This window comes from Oceanihabitans sediminis, assembly GCF_003337215.1.
GTDB classification, from domain to species: Bacteria; Bacteroidota; Bacteroidia; order Flavobacteriales; family Flavobacteriaceae; genus Oceanihabitans; species Oceanihabitans sediminis.
On sequence record NZ_QPIG01000002.1, the window covers coordinates 394,225 to 421,221 of the forward strand.

General features: G+C 32.8%; 26 protein-coding genes and 1 tRNA gene. 21 read left to right on the forward strand and 6 right to left on the reverse strand.

Annotated elements, in window-relative coordinates; all coding sequences use genetic code 11:
* Positions 1-96: 96 nt before the first annotated feature.
* Entirely contained in the window at positions 97-2,340 is a 2,244-nt protein-coding gene (locus DU428_RS07585) for a transglycosylase domain-containing protein (RefSeq protein WP_113965990.1), read from the forward strand.
* Positions 2,341-2,426: 86 nt separating this feature from the next.
* Here DU428_RS07585 and lpdA read toward each other — a convergent pair whose 3' ends face one another.
* The 3 genes from lpdA to DU428_RS07600 all read right to left on the reverse strand — a co-directional run bounded on the left by lpdA (position 2,427) and on the right by DU428_RS07600 (position 6,082).
* On the reverse strand, positions 2,427-3,827 hold the full coding sequence (lpdA, locus tag DU428_RS07590; RefSeq protein WP_113965989.1) for a dihydrolipoyl dehydrogenase: 1,401 nt from the start codon (positions 3,825-3,827) through the stop codon (positions 2,427-2,429).
* Between the two features lie 162 nt (positions 3,828-3,989).
* Positions 3,990-5,585 carry a S41 family peptidase gene (locus DU428_RS07595; protein ID WP_113965988.1) on the reverse strand — a complete coding sequence of 532 codons (1,596 nt, stop codon included), beginning with the start codon at positions 5,583-5,585 and terminating at the stop codon, positions 3,990-3,992.
* A gap of 38 nt (positions 5,586-5,623) precedes the next feature.
* A complete protein-coding gene (locus DU428_RS07600; RefSeq protein ID WP_072351683.1) occupies positions 5,624-6,082 on the reverse strand; it encodes an Lrp/AsnC family transcriptional regulator in 459 nt (152 codons plus the stop codon).
* 180 nt (positions 6,083-6,262) lie between these two features.
* Between DU428_RS07600 and DU428_RS07605 the strand changes: the two genes are divergently transcribed.
* The 11 genes from DU428_RS07605 to ribB all read left to right on the forward strand — a co-directional run bounded on the left by DU428_RS07605 (position 6,263) and on the right by ribB (position 17,910).
* Positions 6,263-7,465, forward strand: coding sequence for an aminotransferase class I/II-fold pyridoxal phosphate-dependent enzyme (locus tag DU428_RS07605; protein WP_113965987.1), 1,203 nt, complete (start codon positions 6,263-6,265; stop codon positions 7,463-7,465).
* A 189-nt stretch (positions 7,466-7,654) separates the two neighbouring features.
* The gene (gene nhaC, locus DU428_RS07610) at positions 7,655-9,121 is read left to right on the forward strand and encodes a Na+/H+ antiporter NhaC (RefSeq protein WP_113965986.1); all 1,467 of its coding nucleotides are present in this window, start codon (positions 7,655-7,657) and stop codon (positions 9,119-9,121) included.
* 142 nt (positions 9,122-9,263) lie between these two features.
* The gene (locus DU428_RS07615; protein WP_072351677.1) at positions 9,264-9,902 is read left to right on the forward strand and encodes a peroxiredoxin; all 639 of its coding nucleotides are present in this window, start codon (positions 9,264-9,266) and stop codon (positions 9,900-9,902) included.
* Positions 9,903-9,926: 24 nt separating this feature from the next.
* Complete coding sequence (locus DU428_RS07620; protein ID WP_072351675.1) at positions 9,927-10,235, forward strand: thioredoxin family protein; 309 nt, start codon at positions 9,927-9,929, stop codon at positions 10,233-10,235.
* Positions 10,236-10,292: 57 nt separating this feature from the next.
* Entirely contained in the window at positions 10,293-10,550 is a 258-nt protein-coding gene (locus DU428_RS07625; protein WP_072351674.1) for a DUF6952 family protein, read from the forward strand.
* A 122-nt stretch (positions 10,551-10,672) separates the two neighbouring features.
* Positions 10,673-11,173: a thiol peroxidase gene (gene tpx, locus DU428_RS07630; protein WP_072351672.1), complete on the forward strand. Its 501-nt coding sequence runs from the start codon at positions 10,673-10,675 to the stop codon at positions 11,171-11,173.
* A 98-nt stretch (positions 11,174-11,271) separates the two neighbouring features.
* Positions 11,272-11,643 carry a diacylglycerol kinase gene (locus tag DU428_RS07635; protein ID WP_113965985.1) on the forward strand — a complete coding sequence of 124 codons (372 nt, stop codon included), beginning with the start codon at positions 11,272-11,274 and terminating at the stop codon, positions 11,641-11,643.
* A gap of 157 nt (positions 11,644-11,800) precedes the next feature.
* Positions 11,801-14,206 carry a DNA translocase FtsK gene (locus DU428_RS07640; protein WP_113965984.1) on the forward strand — a complete coding sequence of 802 codons (2,406 nt, stop codon included), beginning with the start codon at positions 11,801-11,803 and terminating at the stop codon, positions 14,204-14,206.
* A 30-nt stretch (positions 14,207-14,236) separates the two neighbouring features.
* On the forward strand, positions 14,237-14,872 hold the full coding sequence (locus tag DU428_RS07645; protein WP_072351666.1) for a LolA family protein: 636 nt from the start codon (positions 14,237-14,239) through the stop codon (positions 14,870-14,872).
* A 34-nt stretch (positions 14,873-14,906) separates the two neighbouring features.
* Positions 14,907-16,739 (forward strand): LptF/LptG family permease, encoded by a 1,833-nt coding sequence (locus tag DU428_RS07650; RefSeq protein WP_113965983.1) that lies wholly within the window; start codon positions 14,907-14,909, stop codon positions 16,737-16,739.
* A gap of 16 nt (positions 16,740-16,755) precedes the next feature.
* Complete coding sequence (gene ribB / locus DU428_RS07655; RefSeq protein WP_072351664.1) at positions 16,756-17,910, forward strand: 3,4-dihydroxy-2-butanone-4-phosphate synthase; 1,155 nt, start codon at positions 16,756-16,758, stop codon at positions 17,908-17,910.
* Positions 17,911-18,034: 124 nt separating this feature from the next.
* On the opposite strand, the gene DU428_RS07660 is transcribed toward ribB, so the two are convergent.
* The 3 genes from DU428_RS07660 to DU428_RS07670 form a co-directional block, all read right to left on the reverse strand.
* Positions 18,035-19,237: a DegT/DnrJ/EryC1/StrS family aminotransferase gene (locus DU428_RS07660; protein ID WP_072351663.1), complete on the reverse strand. Its 1,203-nt coding sequence runs from the start codon at positions 19,235-19,237 to the stop codon at positions 18,035-18,037.
* A gap of 98 nt (positions 19,238-19,335) precedes the next feature.
* The gene (locus tag DU428_RS07665) at positions 19,336-19,797 is read right to left on the reverse strand and encodes a thioredoxin family protein (RefSeq protein WP_072351662.1); all 462 of its coding nucleotides are present in this window, start codon (positions 19,795-19,797) and stop codon (positions 19,336-19,338) included.
* 62 nt (positions 19,798-19,859) lie between these two features.
* Entirely contained in the window at positions 19,860-20,495 is a 636-nt protein-coding gene (locus DU428_RS07670; protein WP_072351660.1) for an NAD(P)H-dependent oxidoreductase, read from the reverse strand.
* 177 nt (positions 20,496-20,672) lie between these two features.
* Between DU428_RS07670 and DU428_RS07675 the strand changes: the two genes are divergently transcribed.
* From DU428_RS07675 to DU428_RS07715, 9 genes are all read left to right on the forward strand, one after another.
* A tRNA-Ser gene (locus tag DU428_RS07675) sits at positions 20,673-20,757 on the forward strand.
* 273 nt (positions 20,758-21,030) lie between these two features.
* Complete coding sequence (locus tag DU428_RS07680) at positions 21,031-22,278, forward strand: site-specific integrase (RefSeq protein ID WP_113965982.1); 1,248 nt, start codon at positions 21,031-21,033, stop codon at positions 22,276-22,278.
* A 98-nt stretch (positions 22,279-22,376) separates the two neighbouring features.
* The gene (locus DU428_RS07685; RefSeq protein WP_113965981.1) at positions 22,377-23,213 is read left to right on the forward strand and encodes an RteC domain-containing protein; all 837 of its coding nucleotides are present in this window, start codon (positions 22,377-22,379) and stop codon (positions 23,211-23,213) included.
* A 226-nt stretch (positions 23,214-23,439) separates the two neighbouring features.
* The gene (locus DU428_RS07690; protein ID WP_113965980.1) at positions 23,440-23,739 is read left to right on the forward strand and encodes a helix-turn-helix domain-containing protein; all 300 of its coding nucleotides are present in this window, start codon (positions 23,440-23,442) and stop codon (positions 23,737-23,739) included.
* 26 nt (positions 23,740-23,765) lie between these two features.
* Positions 23,766-24,575 carry a transcriptional regulator gene (locus DU428_RS07695; RefSeq protein WP_113965979.1) on the forward strand — a complete coding sequence of 270 codons (810 nt, stop codon included), beginning with the start codon at positions 23,766-23,768 and terminating at the stop codon, positions 24,573-24,575.
* Positions 24,576-24,671: 96 nt separating this feature from the next.
* Entirely contained in the window at positions 24,672-25,277 is a 606-nt protein-coding gene (locus DU428_RS07700; RefSeq protein WP_113965978.1) for an ATP-binding protein, read from the forward strand.
* Positions 25,278-25,514: 237 nt separating this feature from the next.
* Entirely contained in the window at positions 25,515-25,754 is a 240-nt protein-coding gene (locus tag DU428_RS07705) for a helix-turn-helix transcriptional regulator (protein ID WP_102996206.1), read from the forward strand.
* On the forward strand, positions 25,726-26,043 hold the full coding sequence (locus DU428_RS07710; protein WP_113965977.1) for a HipA N-terminal domain-containing protein: 318 nt from the start codon (positions 25,726-25,728) through the stop codon (positions 26,041-26,043). The genes DU428_RS07705 and DU428_RS07710 overlap by 29 nt, the downstream gene beginning before the upstream one ends.
* Positions 26,040-26,996 carry a HipA domain-containing protein gene (locus DU428_RS07715; protein ID WP_113965976.1) on the forward strand — a complete coding sequence of 319 codons (957 nt, stop codon included), beginning with the start codon at positions 26,040-26,042 and terminating at the stop codon, positions 26,994-26,996. Before DU428_RS07710 ends, DU428_RS07715 begins: the two co-directional genes overlap by 4 nt.
* Position 26,997: the final 1 nt, after the last annotated feature.

Sequence of the window (26,997 nt, forward strand, 5' to 3'; positions counted from 1 at the left end):
TGACTTTTTGCGGTTTAAAGGACTTATAAATCTTTGTTAAGAACATAAAATAAAAGCTCTAAAATCTATAATTTACCATTTTAAAACCTGACTTATTTGAAACGCTACATACTTTTAGCTGCTAAAATAGCAATCGGCTTATTCTTACTTCTAGTCCTTTTTATTCTAGCTGTTCGTTGGAATGTCTTCGGAAAAATATATACAGAAGAAGAACTTATTCATTATAAAAATGAAACAGCTTCTGTGGTCTTATCTGAAAACGAGGTGGTTTTAGGGAAATACTTTGATAAAAACCGAACAAATGCAAACTTCGAAGAATTCCCAAAACACTTAATAAATGCTTTAGTTGCTACCGAAGATGCACGTTTTTTTGAACATGACGGTGTAGATACCCGAAGTCTGTTGCGTGTACTTTTCAAATCTATTTTATCAGGAGACAAACGATCTGGTGGCGGAAGCACCATTTCGCAACAGTTGGCAAAAAACATGTTTGGAAGAAGCAATCACGGTTTTTTAAGCCTTCCTGTAAATAAAACGAAGGAAATTATTCAGGCCAAACGCATCGAATCTATTTTCTCCAAAGAAAACATACTTACCCTGTATTTTAACACGGTAGCTTTTGGCGAAAATGTTTACGGAATTGAAAGTGCTGCTCTACGCTATTTTAATAAAAAAGTTAGCGATTTAAATATCGAAGAATCTGCTGTTCTTGTTGGGATTTTAAAAGCGAACACCTACTACAATCCTAATAAAAACCCTGACAATGCCTTAATGCGTAGAAATGTGGTTTTAAACCAGATGCATCGGTATGAATACATTAACAAAAAAACTGCCGACTCGCTAAAACAACTTCCTTTAAAATTAAATTACAATAATCTAACTACTAAAAACAAAGCTGGGCATTTCCTTACTTATGTAAAAAAAGAAGCAATCAAAATTATTGATTCTATAAATAAAGTAGATAAAACATCTTATGATATTGAAAAGGATGGTTTAGTAATTTCTACAACCTTAAACGAAGAATTACAAACCTATGCCACAGAAGCTTTTGCTTCGCATTTAAGCGATATGCAGGAGAAAATAAGAGCACAATACCAACGCAATAAATATCAAAAAAGAATTTTAAACACTTTAGTAGAAACGCAATTAAAACAGATGAAGATACATCCAGATTCTGCAAAAGTGAAACGAAAACAATCTATATTTAGTTGGAAAGAATCTAAAACAGATTCTATTAGTACGCTAGATAGCCTAAGCTTAGAAAACACCATTCTTCATGCAGGTTTACTTGCTTTATCCCCAAAAACGGGAGCAGTAAAAGCTTATGTAGGTGGAATTGATAACCAGCGTTATGCCTATGATCAAATATTTTCGCAACGACAATTGGCTTCTACTTTTAAACCTATATTGTATGCTACTGCTTTTGAAAGTGGTAAACACCCTTGTTATTATCTAGATAACGATTCTATTCAACTAAAAGAGTATAAAAACTGGAGTCCAAAGAATGCCGACAATACTTTTGGCGGTAAATACTCCATGCAAGGAGCATTATTAAATTCCAAAAACATTCCGACTATAAACTTATATCTAGAAACAGATTTTGAAAAACTAGATACTATATGGTCTCGATTGAAATTTAGCTCTAGACTAAAAAATGTTCCTTCATTAGCTTTAGGAACTACCAATGCTAGTATTTACGAAGTAGCAAATGCTTATAGTGTTTTTGCCAATTCCGGAAAAGCTACCACCCCATATACGATTGTGAAAATTGAAACATCGTCGGGTGAAGTGCTTTACGAACACAAACACAAATCAGGAAAAGAAGCACTTTCCAAACAAAGCACAGCCTTTATAAATGAAATTCTCCAAAATGCTATTTCGCGAGGAACCGGGCAACGTTTACGTAGTCAGTATGGAGTTACTTTACCTTTAGCAGGAAAAACAGGAACCTCACAGGACTATACAGATGCTTGGTTTGTTGGCTATAACCCAAATATTGTAGTGGTAAGTCGTGTGGGTTGCGATTCGCCAAAAATACATTTTAATAGCGGATTAGGAGCTGGAAGTTCTTTAGCCATGCCACTTGTTGCTAAAACACTTAAGAAAGCTGAAAGCAATACGAAATTAAGAAAGGAACTCAATGCACATTTTTCTCCTCTTACAGAATTTGAAAGACTGCAATTAGACTGCGAAGATTTTAAAGAAAAAACTGGAGTTGAGAAGTTCTTTGAACTGTTTAAAAAACAAGAAACATCTTATAAAAAGGAACAGGAAAAAGCTAAAAGAAAAGCCGAACGCAAGAAAAAAGGCTTCTTTAAACGTCTTTTTGGTAAAGACTAAATAGAAAATATTATAGCATAAAAAAAAGCAACCAAAAATGGTTGCTTTTTTTTTATGCTATTTTTAAATTTTCACTTTCGTAAAAATTAAATATGTAAAGCTCTATCTTCTGTAGCAGCTAAAGCAGCTTCTTTAATTGCTTCTGTAAAGGTAGGGTGTGCATGAGACATTCTAGATACGTCTTCGGCAGAAGCTCTGTACTCCATAGCTACAACTGCTTCAGCAATCATATCTGCAGCACGTGCACCAACCATATGTACTCCTAAAATTTCGTCAGTAGATTTATCTGCAAGTACTTTTACAAATCCATCTAAATCCATACTAGCTCTACTTCTACCTAAAGCACGCATTGGAAACTGACCTATTTTATAAGCTACACCTGCTTCTTTAAGTTGCTCTTCTGTTTTACCAACAGCAGCTACTTCTGGCCAAGTATAAACAACACCTGGAATTAAGTTATAATCGATATGTGGTTTTTGTCCAGCTAAAGTTTCAGCTACAAATACACCTTCTTCTTCGGCTTTATGAGCTAACATCGCTCCTTTAATTACATCACCAATTGCGTAAATGTTAGAAGCACTAGTTTGTAAATGTTCGTTTACTTCTACTTGACCTCTTTCATTTAATTTCACTCCTGCAGCTTCAGCGTTTAATCCGTCTGTATATGGTCTACGACCTACAGAAACTAAACAGTAATCACCTGTAAAAGTTACTACTTCTCCTTTTTTGTTTTCAGCCTTTACAATAACTTCATCTCCGTTACGCTCTACAGACTGTACTTTGTGAGAAGTGTTTATTTTGAATTTTTGTTTCTTTAAAACTTTGTTTAATTCTTTAGAAACACCAGCATCCATAGTAGGAACAATTCTGTCCATAAATTCTATAACTGAAACTTCTGCTCCTAGTCTTTTATAAACTTGTCCTAACTCTAAACCAATTACTCCTCCTCCAATAACAATCATGTGTTTTGGAATTTCTTTAAGCTTTAAAGCTTCTGTTGAAGTAATAATTCTTTCTTTATCAATTTCTATAAATGGTAAAGTAGATGGTTTTGAACCTGTAGCTATAATTGTATTTTTAGCTTCAATTTCTGTAGTTTCTTCTCCAGAAATAGTAATATGCGTAGCGTCTTTAAAAGATCCTAAGCCTTGATAAACGTCAATTTTGTTTTTCTTCATTAAGAAATCTATTCCACCAGTAGTTTGATCTACTACAGATTGCTTACGAGCAATCATTTGTTTTAGATTTACTTTAATATCTCCAGGGATATCAATTCCGTGCTCTTCAAAATGTTTGATAGCATCTTCATAATGATGACTAGAGTCTAAAAGTGCTTTACTTGGTATACAACCAACGTTTAAACAAGTTCCACCAAGGGTTGAGTATTTTTCAATAAGGGCAGTTTTCATGCCTAATTGTGCGCAACGAATTGCTGCTACATATCCTCCAGGACCTGAACCAATTATTGCTACATCGTATGAATTCATAAGAAATTTTTTGTAGTTCGTTAAAAATCGAGTACAAAAGTACAATTTACATTTATGATTTGCGAATGAGAACTAATGAATTTTTAGAGTATTCTAAAAGAAATAAACCATCCTTTGATATTTCATAAATGGGAACTTTTGATTTTAGATTAACAAAGCTTGTTATTTTTGGTTTTCAATGGTTTCTAAGATCCAATTTAATTCTGGATCCTTATTTTCTAATTTGTCTGTTAGTGTTGGTAAAATCTCATAATCTGGTTTTACACCATAGCCTTCTGGCTCTTGTTTGTGAGGAGTTTCTAATTGCATTAATCCTATTTGTAATTGCAATTTACTTTCTGGCAATTCGTACTCTTTAAATACTCCTGCAACAGTAGAATTATATGCTCCACCAGTCTCTTCTCCTACAAAAACAGCTCTTTTATTTGCTTGTAATTGGTTGGATAAAACAGAGGATGCAGAAAAAGAATGCCCGTTGATTAAGACATAAACATTTCCTTTAAAATTATTTTCTTTTGGTTCTGCTATTTTTGACTGCTTGTGCTTGTAATATAACTTCCCATCTACTTTGCTAGTTTTTAAATAATTGTGTGCAATTACTACAGGCGAAATCGCTCCTAGAAATATTTTTAATCCTGTTGGTGTGGTATTCGACATAAATGCTTTTAAAAAAGGAACTCTACTATTTACCTCGCTTTTTTTAATAAACTGATGGGGTTCATCGGTTAAATAAGAGTATAATTCGGCTATTTCAGCTAGACTTCCTCCTCCATTATCTCGTAAATCAATTATTAAGTTTTCAGATTTAGCTTCTTCTATTTTATGAAAAACTTCCTCGTAGAAATCTTTATATTTTCCACCTATAAACCCTCGAATCTTCATATAAGCAACCGTGCTATCTTTTCCTATAAACTCTATATTTCGAGTGTATTCCTTTCTTGATTTTACATAGCCATACACACGATGATGCTCGCGAAGTTCTTTCTCTTTAAGTCTTTTTGCTTTGCGTTCTGCCTTGCTAAGTTTTGGAGCAACTATAGTATCTTTTTTTATACTGTCTTTAGGAATGCTGTCTTGTTTCTTTTCTTCCTTATCTACTATCTTAAATGTTTTATTAAAAATAGAGTCTTCCTTTTTAAAAGTTACCTCTAAGCTGTCTACAGAATATTTATCACTAAAGTAATAGCTTGCAAAACGTTTTCCTATTACCCTATCATATAAAGTGGTATTGTATCCATCTGAAGCAATTTGCTTTTTAAAACCTGTTACTATTTCTGGAACGGCTTCATCTTCAATTTTAATGATTTCGCTTCCGATTAAAAAAGAATCTTTAGACCTTATATTAGTCACCAAAAGTTTATCTTCAATATAATCTAGATCGAGTTCCGTAAAATTGAATTTCTTTTTAAGCCGCTCTCTATACTCCTTTTTAGTATATCTTTTTTTAGGTGCAAATACTTTTAAATGTCCTTGTCGTACATTTTTAACCACAGGCGCTAGTTTATGATAAAACTCATAGCTTGTAAGGGGCTGCTTTATGCTTTGTTTTAAACTGTCGAATTTAAACTCTAATTCCTCTGCACTTATGTATAAATCAAGATTAGGATGGTGCTTTTTTAGTTGATTATAAGCTTTATCCACATCGCTTTGCAGAGAAGCTACAGAATGAAGTGATGAGATTTGTTCGTTATGCTTTTTAACACTAGAACAGGAAACTATTAATAAAACTAAAGCGATTAAGAGGAAATGTTTTTTCATAAATATTTTGTCAAGTATAGAAATTCAGGTTTAGGGTATTAAATACTAATAGCTGTTGTATGTTTTACTTCATTAATAACAAACATACTTAAAGTGCTTCCTATATGGTTGATTTTAGTTAATCTATTTACCATAAATTCTCTAAAAGCTCCCATGTCTTTTACAATTACCTTTAATAAGTAGTCATAATCACCACTTATATGATAACACTCTAAAACTTCGGGTAAATTTGCCACTTCTTCTTCAAACTTAATAACATATTCTTGAGTATGCTGAATAAGTTTTACATGACAAAAAGTAACGAATGACTTCTCGATTTTATCGTTATTAATTAGTGCAACATACTTATTTATAACGTTATGATTCTCTAACTTTTTAATTCTTTCGTACACAGCCGTAACCGAAAGATTTAATTTATTAGAAAGTTCTTTATTGGTCTGTTTACTATCTTCCTGAAGAAGTTGTATTAGTTTTCTGTCGATTGCATCAAAGGTCATAACGAAAAATTTTCAGATTAGAGTTAATTTTATCTTGTTTTGATTAATATTAAACTGTTTTAAAGAATAAAAATAGATTTTTTTTCTCAATAAACACATAAGCATTGATTATTAACCTAATTTTAACGAGTTTTACGTAAAACTAATCAACCAAAAATTTCTATTAAAACATAAAACTACATGAAATTTAAACCAGCAAACAACATACAAGACTTACAATATTTTGGAGAATTTGGAGGAGTAAACCCTTCTATTTCTGATTCCTCTACTTACACTTTCTTATCGGCTAAAACCATGTTTGATACTTTTGAAGGTAATGCAGATGGGTGCTATTTATATTCTCGTCATTCTACACCTTCCAACCTTTATTTAGGCGAAGCACTTGCAGCCATGGAAGGAACAGAAACAGCAAACGTTACAGCTTCTGGAATGGGTGCAATCACTCCGGTGATAATGCAGCTATGCGGATCTGGAGATCACGTAGTTTCTAGTAGAACTATTTATGGTGGAACTTACGCTTTCCTTAAGAACTTTGCTCCTAGATTTAATGTAAAAACTTCATTTGTAAACATTACAAACCTAGAAGCAGTAGAAGCAGCAATTACGCCTACAACAAAAATATTATACTGCGAGTCTGTTAGTAATCCTTTATTAGAAGTAGCAGATATTGCAGCTTTATCTAAAATAGCAAAAAAACATCATCTTAAATTAGTAGTAGATAACACTTTTTCTCCTTTATCTGTTTCACCTGCAAAATTAGGTGCAGATGTAGTATTACACAGTTTAACAAAATTTATCAACGGATCTTCGGATACTGTTGGAGGAGTTGTTTGTGGAACACAAGAGTTTATTGACGAATTACGTAATGTAAATGATGGAGCATGTATGCTTTTAGGTTCTACAATGGACAGCCTACGTGCTGCTTCTATCTTAAAAAACCTAAGAACACTTCATATTAGAATGCAACAACATAGCTTAAACGCTTCCTATCTTGCTGAAAAATTTGAAGGACTAGGACTTAAAACTGTATATCCAGGATTGGTATCTCACCCATCTCATAAATTATTCAAAAGTATGATGAATGAGCAGTACGGTTTTGGAGGTATGCTAACCATTGATGCTGGGTCTTTAGAAAAAGCAAATGCTCTAATGGAATTAATGCAAGAGAAAAACCTTGGATACCTAGCGGTTAGTTTAGGATTCTATAAAACCTTATTCTCTGCTCCAGGTAGTTCTACTTCTTCTGAAATTCCAGAGGAGGAACAAGCTGAAATGGGCTTAACAGACGGATTAATAAGATTCTCTATAGGATTAGATGCAGATATCGAACGAACTTTTGAAATGATGAAAGCCTGCATGATCGAATTAGATATCATTAAATAATAAAATACTTTATACCGAGTAGTAAAACAAAAAGCCTGATTTATTCAGGCTTTTTAATGCACTAAATTTACCACCCATACTTATTTATAAATCAGCACCAATAAACTAACACAAAGTGAAGCGGAGTAATTCCATTTGCATACTTTAAGTGAAAATCGTAACATTACATCCATTAAACCGACCTCAATTATGCACGAAGACGATAACCTATCCAAAATCAAAATACAAGAACAAAAGATTGTAGACAATAAAGAGTTAAATATCTTAGAAGCACTGATTCCTGTTGTTGTTTTAATGGGTTTACTTGCTTATAATATCTTTTTAGCTGGCGGAGAAATGTTTGGTGAGTACTCTAACCAAATCATTCTTTTAATTGGTGGTTTTGTAGCTTTTATGGATGGCATTTTTAATAAGGTTTCACCTATTACAATGGTGAAAGAGGTTTATGAAAACCTGAAAAGTGTCTTTATTCCCATTATGATTCTTTTTCTTGTAGGTGCATTAGCTGGAACTTGGTTGGTAAGCGGTGTAATTCCTGCAATGGTTTACTACGGACTACAAGTTTTAAGCCCTGCTATATTCTTACCTGCTTCGGTAATTATTTGTGCAATAATTTCTATTGCAACTGGAAGTTCTTGGACAACCTCTGCAACCGTTGGTATTGCATTAATCGGTATTGGTTCCGCTTTAGGAATCCATCCAGGTATGATTGCTGGTGCTGTAATTTCTGGTGCCTATTTTGGAGATAAAATGTCCCCATTAAGTGATACTACAAACCTTGCTCCTGCTATGGCAGGAACAGATTTGTTTACACATATTAGATATATGGCTTTCACTACAGTTCCTACTATAATTATCACCTTAATAGCATTCTCTATAATGAGTGCTACAATTGATACAACGGGTTCTGCTGATGTAAGTGATTTATTAGAAAGTATTAAAAACACTTTTAACATCACTCCATTATTATTTTTAGTGCCAGTTGCAGTAATCGCTTTAATTTTATTAAAAACAAAACCACTTGTCGCTTTATCTTCAGGAGTTTTATTGGCTGCTGTTTTTGCATTTATATTTCAATCTGATGTTTTAAACGGTTTATCCGATTCTAACTTTTCTGCAATTATAAATGCTGTTTTTACAGACACCCAAATAACTACCGATAACGAAAAACTAAACGATCTTTTTTCTGCCGGTGGTATGAAGGGAATGTTATGGACTATCTTCTTAATTTGCTGCGCAATGGTATTTGGTGGCATCATGGATGCTATAGGAGCTCTATCTAGAATCACGAAAGAACTTTTAAAACTTGCAACTACGGTATTTGGTTTATTTGCCAGCACCGTTATTAGCTGTTTAGGACTTAATGCAATTGCATCCGATCAATATTTAGCCATTGTTATTCCAGGTAAAATGTTTAAAAAAGCCTACGAAGACAAAGGTCTTGCTCCTGAAAACTTAAGTAGAACTTTGGAGGATTCTGGAACTGTTACTTCTGTATTAATTCCTTGGAACACCTGCGGAGCATACCAATCTGGAGTATTAGGAGTTGGAGTAAGCGAATATTTTATTTACGCAATTTTCAACTGGCTAAGCCCATTCACCACCCTATTCTTTGCTGCTTTAAACCTTAAAATCAGGATGCTAAAATCTAAATAAAGTTTATTTATGGTTTTTAAAACCAACTATAACTAAACTCTATATGTAGATAAAATTTTACAATTTCATTAACCATGAAATATGAAGCTTCTATTGTATATTTGTAGTAAATAAAAAAATTAATAACTAAAAAATATATACAATGACAGCAGTAGGTAAAAAATTTCCGAATTTGAATGTAGATGCCATGAACGAAATGGGAGACACTTTTAAATTAAACGTATTTGAAGAAGCAGTAAACAACAAGAAAAAAGTTCTTTTATTCTGGTACCCAAAAGATTTCACTTTTGTATGTCCAACAGAATTACACGCTTTCCAAAATGCTTTAGCTGAATTTGAAAAAAGAAACACAATCGTAATTGGTGCTTCTTGTGATACTCCAGAAGTTCACTTTGCATGGTTAAACACGCCAAAAGACAACGGTGGAATTGAAGGTGTAACTTACCCAATCTTAGCAGACTCTAACAGAAACTTAGCTTCCGCTTTAGGAATCTTAGATGTGACTGAAGGAGAGTACGATGAAGAGTCAGGATTATATGTAGTAGAAGGTGATAACGTAACTTACAGAGCTACTTACATAATCGACGAAGATGGTGTAGTACAACACGAAGGTGTAAACAATATGCCAATCGGAAGAAACGTAAACGAATTCTTACGTATCATTGATGCTTTAACACACGTACAAGAAAAAGGTGAAGTTTGTCCTGCAAACTGGCAAGAAGGTGAAGACGCTATGCAAGCTAACGCTAAAGGTACAGCTGAATATTTAGCTTCTCACTAATTTTAACTCATTAAAAAAGTATTTATTATGCAAGAATTGACTCAAGATAACTTAGCAGAAATAGTTTCAAATAACGAAACTGTTGTAGTACAGTTTTCTGCTACATGGTGTGGAAACTGTAGAATTATGAAGCCAAAATTTAAAAAATTAGCTTCAGAAAATGAAAATGCAACTTTTGTAATTGTAGATGCTGAAAAATTTCCAGAATCACGTAAAATGGCAACGGTAGATAATTTACCAACATTTGCTACTTTCAAGAACGGAGAATTTGTAAAGCAAACGCAAACAAACAAAGCAGATGTGTTACAAGAACTAGTTTCTGAAGTTATTTAATAAGAACCAAGTATTAATTATTTCCGCGAAAGCGAAAATCTAAAATATTTTATAAACATGAAGTTACCAATTATAAAACACCTTACAGAATTTATAGAAACTAACGATGAGGATTTCGTAAACGAAACCATTGAAACGCTAGAATCATTAACAGAAGTTTCTTCGCTCACAGATGAAGAACTTAATATAATAGGAGAGCTTATTTCTAATATGTACGGTGCCATTGAAGTTAACAAAATGGTTAAAGATGGTACACCTAAAAGAGAAGCTTTAAATAACTTCATGAAAAGAGTATTAGGTTCGATTGATAAATAATTGAAATTTTAAATACTAAAAGATAAAAACCACTTCTATTTAGAAGTGGTTTTTTTATGGCTTTCTGTTACAATAAGAGCACAAAAATTCTTAATTTTATACTTCAACAAAAAATAGATATTATGGCAACATTAACCCTACAAGGAAATCCAATAAAAACATCTGGCGAACTACCTAAAGTTGGTACAAAAGCACCAGATTTCACACTAACAGCAACCGACTTATCTTCTAAATCTTTATCTGATTTTGCAGGAAGTAAAGTAGTACTAAACATATTCCCAAGTATTGATACTGGTACCTGTGCGCAATCGGTTAGAACTTTTAACAAAGAAGCTAGTAACCTTGAAAACACAAAAGTATTATGTATTTCTCACGATCTTCCTTTTGCACAAGCTCGTTTTTGTGGAGCGGAAGGGCTAGATAACGTGGTAAACCTTTCGGATTTTAAAGACGGAAGCTTCGGAAAAAATTACGGACTAAACTTTACTAACGGTCCATTAGAAACTCTTCACTCTCGTTGTGTGGTTGTTTTAGATGAAAACGGAATCATAAAACACACAGAGCAAGTTCAAGAAATTGCAGACGAACCTAATTATAAAGCAGCATTAGAAGCTTTAAAATAAACTATTTAAAATAATTACTTAACTTTATCTACAAAGCCTAACCAGGTTTTGTAGATATTTTTTTAATAAGTAAAGTTGCTCCAACAGCCTTATAGCACATGAATAATCAAAAAGATTCCTTTTTAGTTAACCGACTTAAAAGTATTAAATACGCCTTTAAAGGTGCTTATTTATTAGTAACTACCGAAAACAGTATTAAAGTACAATTTAGTATTGGGGTATTACTTACTATTCTTGGGTTTTACTACGATATTTCTGCTACAGAATGGATGATTCAAACACTTTGTATTGCTCTTATTTTAGCAATTGAAGGTATGAATACAGCTATTGAGGAAATTGCAGATTTTATACACCCAGAATTTCATCCTAAAATCGGACTTATAAAAGATCTTGCCGCTGGAGCAGTATTTTTATTTGCAGTAGCTGCAGCAATAGTAGGTTGTATCATATATTACCCCAAGATTTTTTAGTTGATACAGCATACAAAAGCTTTTAAAAACATTGTTTACAATTTTTTTAAATAAAGTTTCGTTAACGTTACTAATTTGTATTTTTGTTTCTTATCAAATTTAAATAAGCTAATACATCAATAAAGACTAAAGATTTGCACTTTCGCAGAAAGTAAATATGGCAAAAAAGAAAACTAAAACAAAAACTAAAGCTAAAAAAGAACCTAGATTCAAGGCGCCAAACTTAAATTTTAAACTTACAAACCAACAAAGATTGGTCTACGGAAGTTTAATAGCTATGCTTGGTTTATTGCTTTTTATAGCATTTCTATCTTTCTTTTTTACTGGGAAAGCAGATCAAAGTATCTTAAGTGAGTTTACTACTAAAGAAGTAGAAGCAGAAAATTGGCTGAGTAAAACTGGCGCTTGGTTAAGCGATTTTTTTATTCAACGTGGTTTTGGTGTTTCTTCCTTTATTTTTTCCGGCTTAGTTTCCCTTTCAGGAATCTACATTTTATTAAAATTAAAATTAGAAAAACTTCGCAGACATTGGTTTTGGGGAACAAGCATCGTTATTTGGTTTTCTATTCTTTTTGGTTTCTTCTCTTATAAAAATGATTTTTTAGGCGGAACTATCGGTTTTGAAATCAATGATTTTTTACAAGCTTATATTGGAAAAACAGGAACCATACTCCTACTCCTTTTCGGATTAATAACCTATTTAGCTATTCGACTTAAAGTTACCGTTGAAACGTTCCAAAGACTATTCCATAAAGCTAAAAAAGAAATTAGCGAGGATATAGACAACATCAAAGAAGATCTAAAACCTTTAGATAATGATTTAACTGCGGAAGCAGAAGAAATTAAAAAGGCACATCAAATTAGTTTAGACGAAGAGAAACAAGTTGTAGAAGATAAACCAAAATCGGAAGCACCTGCAAAACCAAAAGAGACTAAAGTTTCTGAAAGTTTTGAAGTGGAAGTTGCAAAAGAAGAAGACCACTTAGAAATTGAAGTAGAAAAAACAGAAGAAGAAATTTCTGAAACAGATAACCTAGCAAATAAACTAGTAGAAGACTATGGTGCATTTGATCCAACTTTAGAACTTGGAAATTACAAATTCCCTACCCTAGACTTACTTAAAAAATACGATTCTGAAGGTATTACTATAAATCAAGAGGAATTAGAAGAGAATAAGAATAGAATTGTTGACACCCTTAATAATTATAAAATTGGTATTGCTAGTATAAAAGCTACCATTGGTCCAACAGTTACTTTATACGAAATTGTTCCAGATGCTGGAGTACGAATTTCTAAAATTAAAAACCTAGAAGACGATATTGCTTTATCACTTTCGGCTTTAGGCATTCGTATTATTGCTCCAATTCCTGGAAAAGGAACTATTGGAATTGAGGTTCCAAACAAAAACTCTACAATCGTTTCTATGCGTTCTGTAATAGCATCGCAGAAGTTTCAAAAATCTGAAATGCAGCTACCTATAGCATTTGGTAAAACCATTAGCAACGAAACCTTTGTAGTAGACCTTGCTAAAATGCCACACATGCTAATGGCAGGAGCTACAGGTCAAGGTAAATCGGTTGGATTAAATGCAGTACTTACCTCCCTACTCTACAAAAAACATCCTGCAGAAGTTAAGTTTGTTTTAGTAGATCCTAAAAAAGTAGAGCTTACTTTATTTAATAAAATAGAACGTCATTATTTAGCTAAACTTCCAGACGAAGCAGAAGCTATTATCACAGATAACACTAAGGTTATTCATACATTAAACTCGCTTTGTATTGAAATGGATAACCGCTACGAAATGCTTAAAAATGCATTATGTAGAAATATTGTAGAATATAATACCAAGTTTAAAGCACGTAAATTAAATCCGAATGATGGACATGCATACTTACCATATATCGTTTTAGTGGTAGATGAGTTTGCCGATTTAATTATGACTGCTGGTAAGGAAGTAGAAACCCCTGTTGCTCGTTTAGCGCAATTAGCTCGTGCTATTGGTATTCACCTAATAATTGCAACACAAAGACCATCGGTAAACGTAATTACTGGTATTATTAAAGCAAACTTCCCTGCAAGAATTGCATTTAGAGTTACTAGTAAAATTGACTCTAGAACCATTTTAGATGGCGCTGGAGCAGATCAACTTATTGGTCGTGGAGACATGCTTTATACCCAAGGAAACGAAATGATTCGTATACAATGTGCTTTTGTTGATACTCCAGAAGTAGAAAGAATAGTAGATTTTATTGGTGCGCAAAAAGCTTATCCTGAAGCACATCTACTTCCAGAGTATGTTGGTGAAGAAAGTGGCACAAGTATTGATATAGATATAAATGATAGAGACAAACTATTTAGAGAAGCTGCCGAAATTATTGTTACATCACAACAAGGTTCTGCATCCCTATTGCAACGTAAGTTAAAATTAGGTTACAATCGTGCAGGGCGCTTAATAGACCAGTTGGAAGCTGCAGGAATTGTTGGTGGTTTTGAAGGAAGTAAAGCAAGACAAGTATTAGTTCCAGATTTAGTTGCTCTCGATCAATTATTAGAAAACGAATAACTATAACAAAAAGAAAAACAAACACCCATTATGAAGAAGTTAATTTTCATATTCACCCTTTTACTAAGTATAACAAGCTTTGCTCAAAACGATGCAAAAGCATTATTAGACGAAGTTTCTAAAAAAGTTAAAAGCTATGACAATATTGCTATAGATTTTAAATACGTATTACATAATACAGCAGAAAACATAAAACAAGAAACACGTGGAGATGTAGTGATGCAAGGGGAAAAATACAAATTAAACATCCTTGGTATTACTAGAATTTACGATGGTAAAACACTTTACAGTATTAGTCCAGAAGATGAGCAAGTAACTATTTCTTCAGAAAGCATGGACGACGAAGGAAGTATCACTCCTAGTAAAATGTTATCTTTTTACGAAGATGGATTTACCTACAAAATGGATATTGTTCAAAATGTACAAGGAAGAAAAATTCAGTATGTTTTATTAAATCCGAAAGATTCTAATTCAGAAATTAAATCTATTCTTTTAGGGATTGATGCACACACAAAGCATATTTACAATTTAATTGAAACAGGTAAAAACGGTACAAAAACGACTTTAACTGTTAATTCTTTTAAAACTAACGAGCCAATATCAAAATCCTTATTTACCTTTGACAAAAGTAAATACACAGATTATTACATAGAAAATCTGGACTAAACTAAACCTCAACTAATTAGCAACAAAATAAAGTGTGAAAATATTAGATAGATACATTTTAAGCACTTATCTAAAGACTTTTATCAGCGTGTTTTTAATACTCATGCTGATTTTTGTTTTACAAACCATTTGGCTTTTCATTAAAGAACTTGCCGGTAAAGATTTAGATTTAGTGGTTGTTTTAAAGTTTCTATTATATTATTCACCAAAATTAGTTCCCTTAGTTTTACCCCTTACCATCCTATTATCCTCCATCATGGTTTTTGGAAATTTCGCCGAAAACTATGAATTTGCCGCAATGAAATCTACCGGAATTTCCCTACAGCGTGCAATGACCGGGTTGGGGATATTTATTGGAATTCTAGGAATAACTACCTTCTTTTTTAGTAATAACGTAATTCCGTGGGGAGAATATAATTCATATAACCTTAGAAAAAACATTCAAAAACTAAAGCCTGCAATGGTAATTGCCGAAGGACAGTTTAATGATGTTGGAAATTTTAATATTAAGGTAGAAAAGAAAAGCGGACTAAACGGTAAGGACCTAAAAGGAGTTGTTATTCATGAGAAAACTAGTAGTTCTGGTGGAAACAAAAACCATAGAACTATTGTTTCTAAAACAGGTGAACTTATAGGAGATGAAAAATCTAGTGTATTGAAACTAATTTTACACGATGGGTATTTTTATGACGACACCCCTCCTAGAGACTTTAAAGCTAGACAAAAGCATCCCTTAGTAAAAAGTCACTTCCAAAAATACACCTTCAACATAGACCTATCAGATCAGACTAATCTAGATTTAGACGAAAAGAATATTACAGATAATTATACCATGCTAAACATTAGAGATCTTAGCTATACGATAGATTCTCTAAAATTAGAAACAAAAAAGGATTATGATGAATTAGCAGAAAACCTGCATAATAGATCCCATATCAATGCCCTTAACACAGGAATTACCCCTGCAAAAGATTCCGTTTTTACTGGTAATTCTATTATAGATATTTTTGAAAACAATAAGAAAATACAATTAGTTGATTTAGCCTTAAACGCAACTAAAAGCACCAGACAAATAATCCTGACAAAAGAAACCAATTTCAAAGGAAAGAACATAAATTACAACAAACATATTATTGCTTTACACGAAAAGTTTGCCTTAGGTTTTGCTTGTATTATTTTATTCTTTGTTGGTGCGCCACTAGGAGCTTTAATTAGAAAGGGAGGTATTGGTTTACCAATGGTTGTCGCCATTCTATTATTCCTTACCTATCACTTTATTGGAATTTTCGCAAAAAACAGTGCTAAAGACGGAAGCTTCAACCCGATGCTTGCCGCATGGTTTTCAACCTTAGTTATGTTACCTCTCGGAATATTCTTAACCAAAAGAGCTACAGAAGATAGAGGCCTTTTTGAATTTGATCATATTGTTGAACCTCTAAAAAAGATTTTCAAAATAAAATCAAAAAACAAAGAAAAAGTAGAAGAAAAAACTTCAGAAAACACCATAAAAGCGGAAGACACGAAAGCGGTACAAGCTATTTCTAAAGACTATAACTTTCATTCTAAAACTGCTTTCGTTTTCTATATTTCAGGCTTAGTTACTTTAATTCTGTTTTTTGTATTCAGAAACAACAAACTACCAAGCTTTGCTTCAGCATCGGTACAACTAAGCGTAATTTCCTTTGCTTTAGTAGTATTCTATTATTTAAAAGCATGGCTAAATATGAAGAAACTTTATAGTTTCCTAAAGGATAAAACAAATTCAAAAAACCCATTTATACTTATTTTTGGTTTTATTTTTTACCCTTTAACCCATTATTTAAGAAGAAACAAAATCAACGAAGACTTTTACAATACTTTAAAATAAGCAATATCTTTGTAACATGAAGACAAAAACTGAAAACAACAATAAAGAGTATAAGCTAGACACCATTGAAGATGCGATAAACGACATTAAAAATGGAAAGGTAATTATTGTTGTAGATGATGAAGACAGGGAGAATGAAGGAGATTTTCTTGCTGCAGCAGAAAAAGTAACTCCGGAAATGATTAATTTCATGGCTACACATGGTCGTGGTTTAATTTGTACTCCTCTTACCGAAAAACGTTGCAAAGCTTTAGAGCTAAATATGATGGTAGATAACAACACCGATCCTATGGAAACTGCCTTTACTATTTCGGTAGATTTAAGAGGAAATGGTGTTACTACAGGAATTTCTGCAAGTGACAGAGCAAAAACCGTTAAGGCACTTATAGATAGAGACACAAGACCTTTTGAACTTGCAAGACCAGGACATATTTTCCCTTTAGTTGCTAGAGAAGGTGGTGTTCTACGTAGAACAGGTCATACCGAAGCTGCCATAGATTTTGCCCGTTTAGCCGGACTTGAGCCAGCTGGAGTGATTGTAGAAATCATGAACGAAGACGGAACCATGGCTCGCTTACCACAACTTTATAAAGTTGCTAAAAAATTCGATTTAAAAATTGTTTCTATTGAAGATTTAGTAGCATACAGAATGCTTCATGATTCTTTAATTGAGAAAAAAGAAGACTTTAATATAGAAACTCGTTTTGGAAGCTACCGTTTAAGAGCATACCAACAAACTACAAACAATCAAGTGCATATAGCCTTAACCAAAGGTGATTGGGCTACGAACGAAGCGGTTTTAACACGAGTAAACTCTACCCTAGTAAACAACGACATCTTAGGTACTTTAACTAATAATGCCGACGAAAAATTAGATGATATGTTTCGTGTGATTAATAAGGCTGGAAAAGGTGCTATTATCTTTATAAATCAAGATGCTCAGTCTATTAACTTATTAAACAGATTACACATCTTAAAAGACGCACAAGAACCTAACAAAATTGTAAAAGCTCCAAGAATTAAAATGGACAATAAAGATTTTGGTATTGGCGCGCAAATATTACACGATTTAAACATCCATAAATTAAAACTAATCTCTAACTCAGAGCAAAGCAAACGTGTTGGTATGATTGGCTACGGATTAGAAATTGTAGAGTATGTAAGCTATTAAAAAAAAGGAAACAACTTTAGTTTTTACTTTAGTTGTTTCCTTTTCAATATTAACTTTTTATGTTCTGTAAAACATCAAAATCTTTATAGATTAGTAAAAAAAAGCCTAGTACACAAACACCTAACTAACTCTTAGTTAACACAGAAGTAATTACATTACGCATTTTATTAGCTCTTTCTTTCACCTCCTCTTCTGTCCAAGACAATTTAATTAAGCAGGAAATATTTCTTCCAATATAGCTATCAGATTGCTCAAAGGTTTTGGTTTGAAGGTATTTTAAACCTTCTTTTACTTCTGCAGGAATAGGATATAAAGTCTTAAGTTCTTTAAGATGCTCCCATTTTCTTATATAGTGCCAATTATTGTCATAATAATGGAAACAAGCATCTACACCATGATCCTTCAATGCTGCTGAAGCTTTTCTTGCAGTTTCTATATCTGGTAAAAAGAAGCTTAAAAACGAATAGCTTTCTTCTCCCCCTTCCGGAACGGTTCTAAAAGTAATTTCAGGAATTCTAGAAAGCGCTTCACGTAGCATGTTATAGTTCTTCTTCTGAATAGCTACAAACTCATCTAAACGCTTTAATTGCGCCAAACCTACAGCTGCATGTAATTCTGAAATTCTAAAATTATATCCTAAAAACGGATGCGTTTCTGCTCCTCTATCGTTTCCTTTATGATCGTGCCCGTGATCTGAAAAACGATCTGCATGTAATGCATATTTCGGATTATTAGTAAGTACTGCTCCCCCTTCACCTGCTGTAATAATTTTCACAAAATCTAAAGATAGACAACCTAAATCTCCAATACTTCCCAATGGTTTTCCTTTATAAGTAGCTCCTGTAGCTTGAGAGGAATCTTCTAAAAGAATTAAATCATGCTCCTTACATATCTTTATTAAAGCACCCATATCTGCCATACTTCCGCACATATGCACAGGCATTATAGCTTTTGTTTTAGGAGTAATAGCAGCCTCAACCGCTTTAGGGTCTAAGGTTAAAGTATCATCAATATCTACTAAAACAGGAATAGCTCCTAGCATCATAATAGCTTCAAAACTAGCCACAAATGTAAAAGTTGGCATAATAACCTCATCTCCTGCTCCAATACCTGCTGCTGCTAAAGCAATTGTCACAGCTGCAGTTCCGCTAGAAACTAATTGAGCATGCTTCACTTGTAGTTTTTCTTCTAAGGTTTGCTCTAGTTCTTTAGCTTTCCAATGGCCATTTCGCATACCATCAAAACCATAGCGCATAAGCACTCCAGAATCTAAAACATCGTTTACTTCCTTGCGTTCTTTATCTCCAAAAAGTTCAAATCCAGGCATATTTGTATTGTTAGTTTTTCAAATTTACGACTAATATAAGGAATAAAAAAAGCGCCAAAACCCTAAGTTTTGACGCTTTTTATAAATTATTTATTCTTTTAATAATTCTCTAATACCGAGTCTACAAAAGCATAGTGTCTATCTGTTTCACGCAGAAAGGTATAGCCTGATATTTCACCAATTACTTTTCCTTTTGCGTTTAAAGCAACCAAATTTGGATAGCTTCCGTTTTTATTATACTTACGAACCAAGTCCATATTAATTTTCTTTTGTTCTGGAGAAATAATATCTACTCTTCTTGGGATATCTACCATCACCAAAACCATCTTTTCTGCCTTTTCTTCAAATTTAGGAGTGCTGAAAAAGTCTTGTTTTAACATTTTACAAGGTGCACACCAATCGCTTCCTGTGAAATATAATAGAATTGGTTTCTTTTCTTTTAATGAAATTAATTTTGCTTCTTCTAAATCTGTAAGCCAATTAAGATTAGACATATCTTCTTCTTGTGCAGATACATTAAAAATTAATGTTAAAGCAAATAGTAATATTAGGTTTTTCATTTTGTTTTAAATTGTGCGTTTTACAAATGTAATTTATTTATTAAAACAACAATCTTGCCAAGTTATTGTTTATGAATTATTACAGAATCTAAAACTTCTTTTCTTACTTTCTTAAAATCGGCAAACATATCGTCTTCAGCTCTATAACCTATAGGTAATAACAGTACCGATTTAAGGCCTTTTTTGTATAATCCTAAAACCTCATCATATTTTTCTGGTACAAATCCTTCCATAGGGCAAGAATCTATTCCTAATGTAGCACAAACAGTTAATAAATTCCCCATAGCAAGGTAGGCTTGTTTAATAGCCCATTCTTCTATATTATCTTGTGATTTACTAGTGAAATTATCAATTAAAAAGTTTCTAAACGGTGATAATATTTTATCTGGCGTGTTTCTTATTTGTTTTACTCTTTCAAAGTAGTTTATAATAAATTCTTTATCTATATCCGTTTCAATACAAATCACTAACACATGAGAGGCAAGCGCAATCTGTTGTTGGTTCATGCTATGCTCGACCAAAGAAGTTTGCAGTTCTTTATCCTGCACGACTAACAATTTTATAGGCTGTAAGCCATAAGAAGTTGCTGTTAGATTAAAAGCTTCTAACAAAACTTGTAATTTTTCGTTTTCAATTAATAGTTTATCATTGAATTTTTTTGTTGCATACCTCCAAGATAACTGATCAATTATATTCATATTTTAAGTGTTTTGGCAAAAATACTATTTGTAATGACTTTTTTAACAAGTTGAGAATAAAATTAATAGAAGAATTTTAAAAAAAAGATTAAAATTTTTTCTGTTTTTGTTGGTTAGAATTAAAAAGGATTTCTATATTTGCACTCGCATTTGGGAAATACCCAATGAGGCACTCAAGGAGAAATGGCAGAGTGGTCGAATGCGGCAGTCTTGAAAACTGTTGAGGGTCACACCTCCGGGGGTTCGAATCCCTCTTTCTCCGCTAGGAATTAAACAAATTCCACCAAAACCCTTTAAAACGTACGTTTTAAAGGGTTTTTTCTTTTTAGCATATACCAAAATATTCATTAAATCGTGTAACAAAGGTGGTAAATTCGGTTACCTCAACTTTTTCAATTTTTAGGGTAACCGAATTTTAAGCTTTCCTCAATGTTTACAAGAGTTAACCAGTACTAAAACTGGTTCAAAAATCAAACATCTTGTGTCGTATTGAGGTAAAAATTAAGTTTATTATTAATTAAAAAGGTTACCAAAAATGAAAACAAAAGTTTCTATCCTCTTTTATGCAAAAAGAGCAAAAGTCAATGCGAATGGCTTATTCCCTATTTACACACGCATTACAGTTAACGGAAAACGAATTGAAATGAGCACCGGAAGATTTGTAGATCCATCCAAATGGTCCACCTCTGCAGGCAAAATGAAAGGCCAATCAGAAGAAGCTCGTTCAGTAAATAGACAGCTTGATATGCTAAAAGTCAAGATTATTGACATGCAGATGGAGTTAATTCATCAAAATATTCCAATCACAGCAAAAGCATTTAAAAGCAAACTATTAGGTCTTGATGAAAAGCAACGTATGCTCATACCTATATTCGAAGATCACAACAAAAAGATTGAAGAACTGGTAGGTAAAGAATACGCACCAGGAACACTGGAACGCTACAAAACATCATTAAAACATACCATTGATTTTTTAGAATGGAAGTATAAAATTTCAGATATCGACATTCTAAAAATAAACCATGCCTTTATCACGGAATATGAATTCTATTTAAGAAGCGTAAGAAACTGTAGTAATAATACAGCTGTAAAATACATCAAGAATTTCGGCAAAATAATCAAGATTTGTCTAGCCAATAATTGGATAGATAAAAACCCATTTAGCAACTACAAGGCGAAAGTTAGAGAAGTAGAACGTGTATATCTAACAGAAGATGAAATCCAGAAAATACTAAACAAAGAATTCCCAACAGAGCGCTTATCACTAGTTCGAGATATATTCTTATTTAGCTGCTTTACTGGTCTGGCTTATATCGATGTAAAGAACCTAACCAAATCTCACATCAGTTTAGGTATTGATGGTGAGAAATGGATATTTACACACCGTCAAAAAACGGAATCTGCTTCTAAAATTCCGATCCTTCCGGTAACACAATTAATTATCGATAAATATTTAGAGCATCCACAATGCTTAAATGAAAATCGTTTACTACCCATATTAAGCAATCAAAAAATGAATGCCTATTTAAAGGAAATAGCAGGAATTTGCGAAATAAACAAGGAACTCACATTCCATATTGCGCGTCATACATTTGCGACTACAGTCACCCTTTCAAATGGCGTACCTATCGAAAGCGTTAGTAAAATGCTTGGTCATAAAAATTTAAGAACCACACAGCATTACGCCAAAGTTTTAGATAGAAAAGTAAGCGACGATATGAGACTTTTAAAGGAAAAACTGGGTAATACACATACCATTACAAAAGCCAAACAAATTGGTTAATTTTGATGTTGTTGAAAACTTTTTAAGTGTTCAATTCAATAATTTTAACAGAAAATGGTTTATTTTGATAGCACTCGAAATAAACCATTTTTTAATCTATGAATACCTTTTGCATACCATTCTTTCAGGAATTGGAGCGTGACTTTGAATTACTCAAAAGCACCTATTGCAATAGTATTGAGCATAGTCAAAAAATGATTTTCTTTTTAGAAAAAAAGTTAAAGCAAATCAATAAATGGGTGAAAACATTTTGCTTTGATAATGAAAAAGATGAAATCTATTTCTTTAAAGAATTAAAACCATCATTAGTTTCTAAAATCTTATACTACAAATACATTTTAAAAATTGAATCTACATTGCCTCCAGGCAAAAAAGGAAAACGCAAACATTACATCAAGGCGTTAAATAAAGCGACTCAATTAGGAAAAGAAAATCGCGAATTCTATGAATACTTTAGATGTAGAGCAACTTACAGCGACACCAATTATTTTATAAGAAGACCCTATAAGGATATCATTCGTGATCACTCCATGCTTTTGTTTTTTGACTCTAAAATATCTACTTCCCATGATTATCAGGTAGCCAGCTTGATTAGTGCTGATATGCTGATTAATTACTTGGAACGCAAAATTGATGAAATCGATAATAAAAATGGCACCAATAATTTTGGCCAACCTGTAAATTATTCCTGGTCTGGTACCAAAATAGATTTGGTAGAACTCATCTATGCTTTAAAACATGCGAAGCTGATTAATAATGGTAATACCGATGTTAAAGAATTAGCGACTCATATTGGTAAAATCTTTAATATTGAATTAGAAGATAGCATTTACCGAGTATATCAAGATATCAAGATCAGAAAAACGGTTCGAACAAAATTCTTAAATAGTTTGGTGGAAAGCCTCAACCAAAAATTGATGGAAGAAGACTACTAAAACACACAAGGTCTTCCCTACTATGGTTTCCATTATTAAGGCAATAATTTAAACAGCTTTCAACTTCTCATCTAAACAAACCTATAAGAGGTCGCTAGTCATATAATTAAAAATCAGCATATTAAATATTTTTCAGTTAAAATAGCACCCACCTTGGGTTCACCTTGTTAATGAAAAATTACGAAATGAAGTTGCTTTGTATCATAACAAAACAAAACACTTTATTATGAATTTAAATCCAAAAACATTGTTCCCTGAAACCGAAAATTTAGAACTCCTAAATCATCAACTAGTTACTAAAAGATATCTATTAAATGTGGTTAATGCATTACTTAAAGAATTAAAAAATGTCAAAAAAGAAGACAAGCCAGCGCAATGGTTAAAATCATCAGAAGTTAGAAAACTATTACGCATCTCTCCAGGGACGCTTCAAAATCTTCGAATTAACGGAACACTCAATTTCAAGCGTGTTGGTGGCATCATTTACTATAAGTATGAAGACATCCAAAACATGCTAGAAAATTAATCATCAAAAAACTTGAATTTTTAATCATGAACTACATCAAACACTTAACAGGCTTTTTTGATAAAGTTATTAACGACCATACTTTAAACCCAACACATATCAGTTTATACATCGCACTGTTTCAATTCTGGAACTGCAACCGTTTCAGAAATCCTATTAGCATTTCGCGTGACGAAGTAATGCGAATAAGTAAAATAAGTTCCAAAGCGACTTACCATAAATGCTTAAAAAATTTACACGCATTAGGATATATAAAATACGAACCATCATATAATCCCTATAAAGGAAGTTTGGTTCATCTCTATAATTTTTCAGGAAACCTAAAACCAAAACCAAAAAACAGCAAGGTTATTAAACAAGCAACAGACAAGTCTTATACTAGCACTGGTACAAGTCCTGAACAAGCAGAGGCATCTTATATAAACAGTATAAACAATACAAATAAGTTAAACAATTCAAACGTGAACAAGCAATCTCTAAATTCTAAAAATGAAACTTTAGATTTAAAAAAAGAAGCTGCTAATACAAAACAAAAAAAGTTGCGCAAAAAAAATAAAAGTATGGTAACGCCAAATGAAAAAGACCTAATCAATTACTTCCTGGAACAAAACTTTCCAGAATTAGAAGCTAAAAAGTTTTTTAATTACTTCTCCAGTAATGGTTGGTTAGTAGGTGGCAAAACACCTATGGCTAATTGGAAAGCGGCGGCACAAAATTGGATGATTAATAGTAAAAATTTCAATGCACAACACCACCACAACACCGACATAACACCGACAATTCGCCCAAAAAACCTCAACACAGCAACCAATAAAAATTATTCAGAACCTCTCTAACTGTTATTGCGAGACACAAAGCAAATGCAAAGCATTCACGAATACCAAAATGTTTAAATAAGAATGCATGAGTAATCTCATTATAAAAAACGTAATATGTACAACTACCAAAAAGCAACCAAATGGCTAGAATCTAAAGGACAAGAACTATTTGGCAACCACTTCAAAATTTATGATGAAGACAAAACCATCATTCACAAACTCATGGCGTACAGCACAGGTGATGAAGAAGTAACAAAGCAACTCGATATTAATTTAGAAAAAGGGATTTTGCTTTCTGGCCCTATTGGTTGTGGTAAAACAACGTTAATGACACTAATGAAACATTTAGCAACCCCTCAAAACAAATACTATGTAAAATCCTGTAGAGAAGTGGGTTTCGAGTTCATTAAAGAGGGTTACGACGTCATAATCAGATATAGCAAACCAAGTTTGCATCAATCTAAAGTAGGCATCATCTGCTTTGATGATCTTGGTACAGAAAACAATTTAAAATACTTTGGCAACGAATGTAATGTGATGGGCGAAATTCTATTAAGTCGCTATGATTTATTTATTAGCAAAAAAGTTAAAACACATCTCACCACTAACCTATCTGCATCAGAACTAGAACATCATTATGGCAATCGAGTTAGAAGCAGATTAAGAGAATCTTTCAATCTAATAGCCTTTAATAATAACTCAAAAGACAAACGAAGGTAATAGCACAGTATTTTAAAAAAATTATTGATGTTGGTGTTTATTATTCTTTGTTGTTCATTGACAATGAACATGCAAAATTTATGAACGAATTAGTAATTAACTCAATTCAAATCACAAATTAAAAATAGCATTTTTACACCCTAAAAGGTACAAAAACAGCAGTGTTAAAATATTTACACCCTTTAAGGTATAATTATAAAATAAATCACTATATTGTACCCATAAAGGTATAATACCATGGAATGGGATAGAGAAAATACAATAGCCCAATTTGTAAGGGATAGACGTAAAAAAGCAAATCTAACACAAGTAGAGTTATCAGACTTTACAGGTGTAGGCTTGCGTTTTGTACGCGAACTCGAACAGGGAAAACCAAATGTAATGACCGATAAAGTAAATCAGGTATTATTATTTTTTGGACACACACTAACACCAACACCTATAAGCGATGAGACAAGGAGAAATCTGGGTAAATAAAACGTTGGCAGGCATATTAACCGAGGACGATAATGGCTATCATTTCAAGTATGACAAAGCATACCTAGAAAATGAAAGCGCATTAGCAGTGAGTTTAACCTTACCATTACAAGAAGAATCGTTTAGTGCCGAATACCTATTCCCTTTCTTCGATGGTTTAATTCCGGAAGGTTGGTTATTAGATATCGCACATAAAAATTGGAAAATAAATCCAAGAGACCGCATGGGCTTATTATTAACCACATGTAGAGATTGTATTGGCAATATTAGCATTATAGAGAAAGTATGAACTACTGTTTAGCATGTCACAAAAAACTAGAAGATGGTAACATAAACTACCATCAAAACTGCCTAACAGCATTTTGGCAAGAAGACACGCCTGTACTAAAATTAGAATATGAGATGTCTCAAATCGAAGCCTTGGCAAAAGAAAACGTAGCACAACGCATCATTGTTACTGGTGTACAACCAAAATTATCATTAGGTTTCACTCAAGAAAATGCTCAAAACAGGTTAACCATTGTAGGTGCATTAAATGGCAGGTATATTTTAAAACCACCATTTCAAATGTACCCACAAATGCCAGAAATTGAGGCACTATCTATGTTATTAGCACAAGCTTGTGGCATAGCTACAGTACCCTTTTTATTAATCCCATTAAAAGATGGTGCTTTAGCTTATTTAACCAAGCGTATAGATCGAACTGCCAATAACGAAAAATACCCAATGGAAGATGCTTGCCAATTCACAGAGCGACTCACTGAACACAAATATCGTGGTTCTTACGAGCAAATTGCAAAAGGCGTTATAACCTATGCACAAAATCCATTACTGGATGCCGTAAAATTTTATGAGCAAGTTATTGTTTCTTTCCTGATTGGAAATAACGACATGCATTTAAAAAACTTTTCACTAATTGCACAAGACAGTAAACACTATACATTGGCACCAGCCTATGATATGGTAGCGGTTAAATTATTAATTCCGGAAGATCAAGAAGAATTAGCACTAAACCTCAACGGTAAAAAGCGAAAAATTAAACGTCTAGATTTTAACGAAGCCATGACCAAAGCACAAATACCTGCAAAAGCTATTGAAAACCTATGGAATCGTATAGAAAAAGGCATGCAGCAATGGCAAGAATTAATCGCCTGTAGCTTTTTAAGTAAAGAAAATAAAAGTACTCTAATGACATTAATAGAAAATAGAGCAAAACAATTAGAATTAAATACTAAATTGTAAT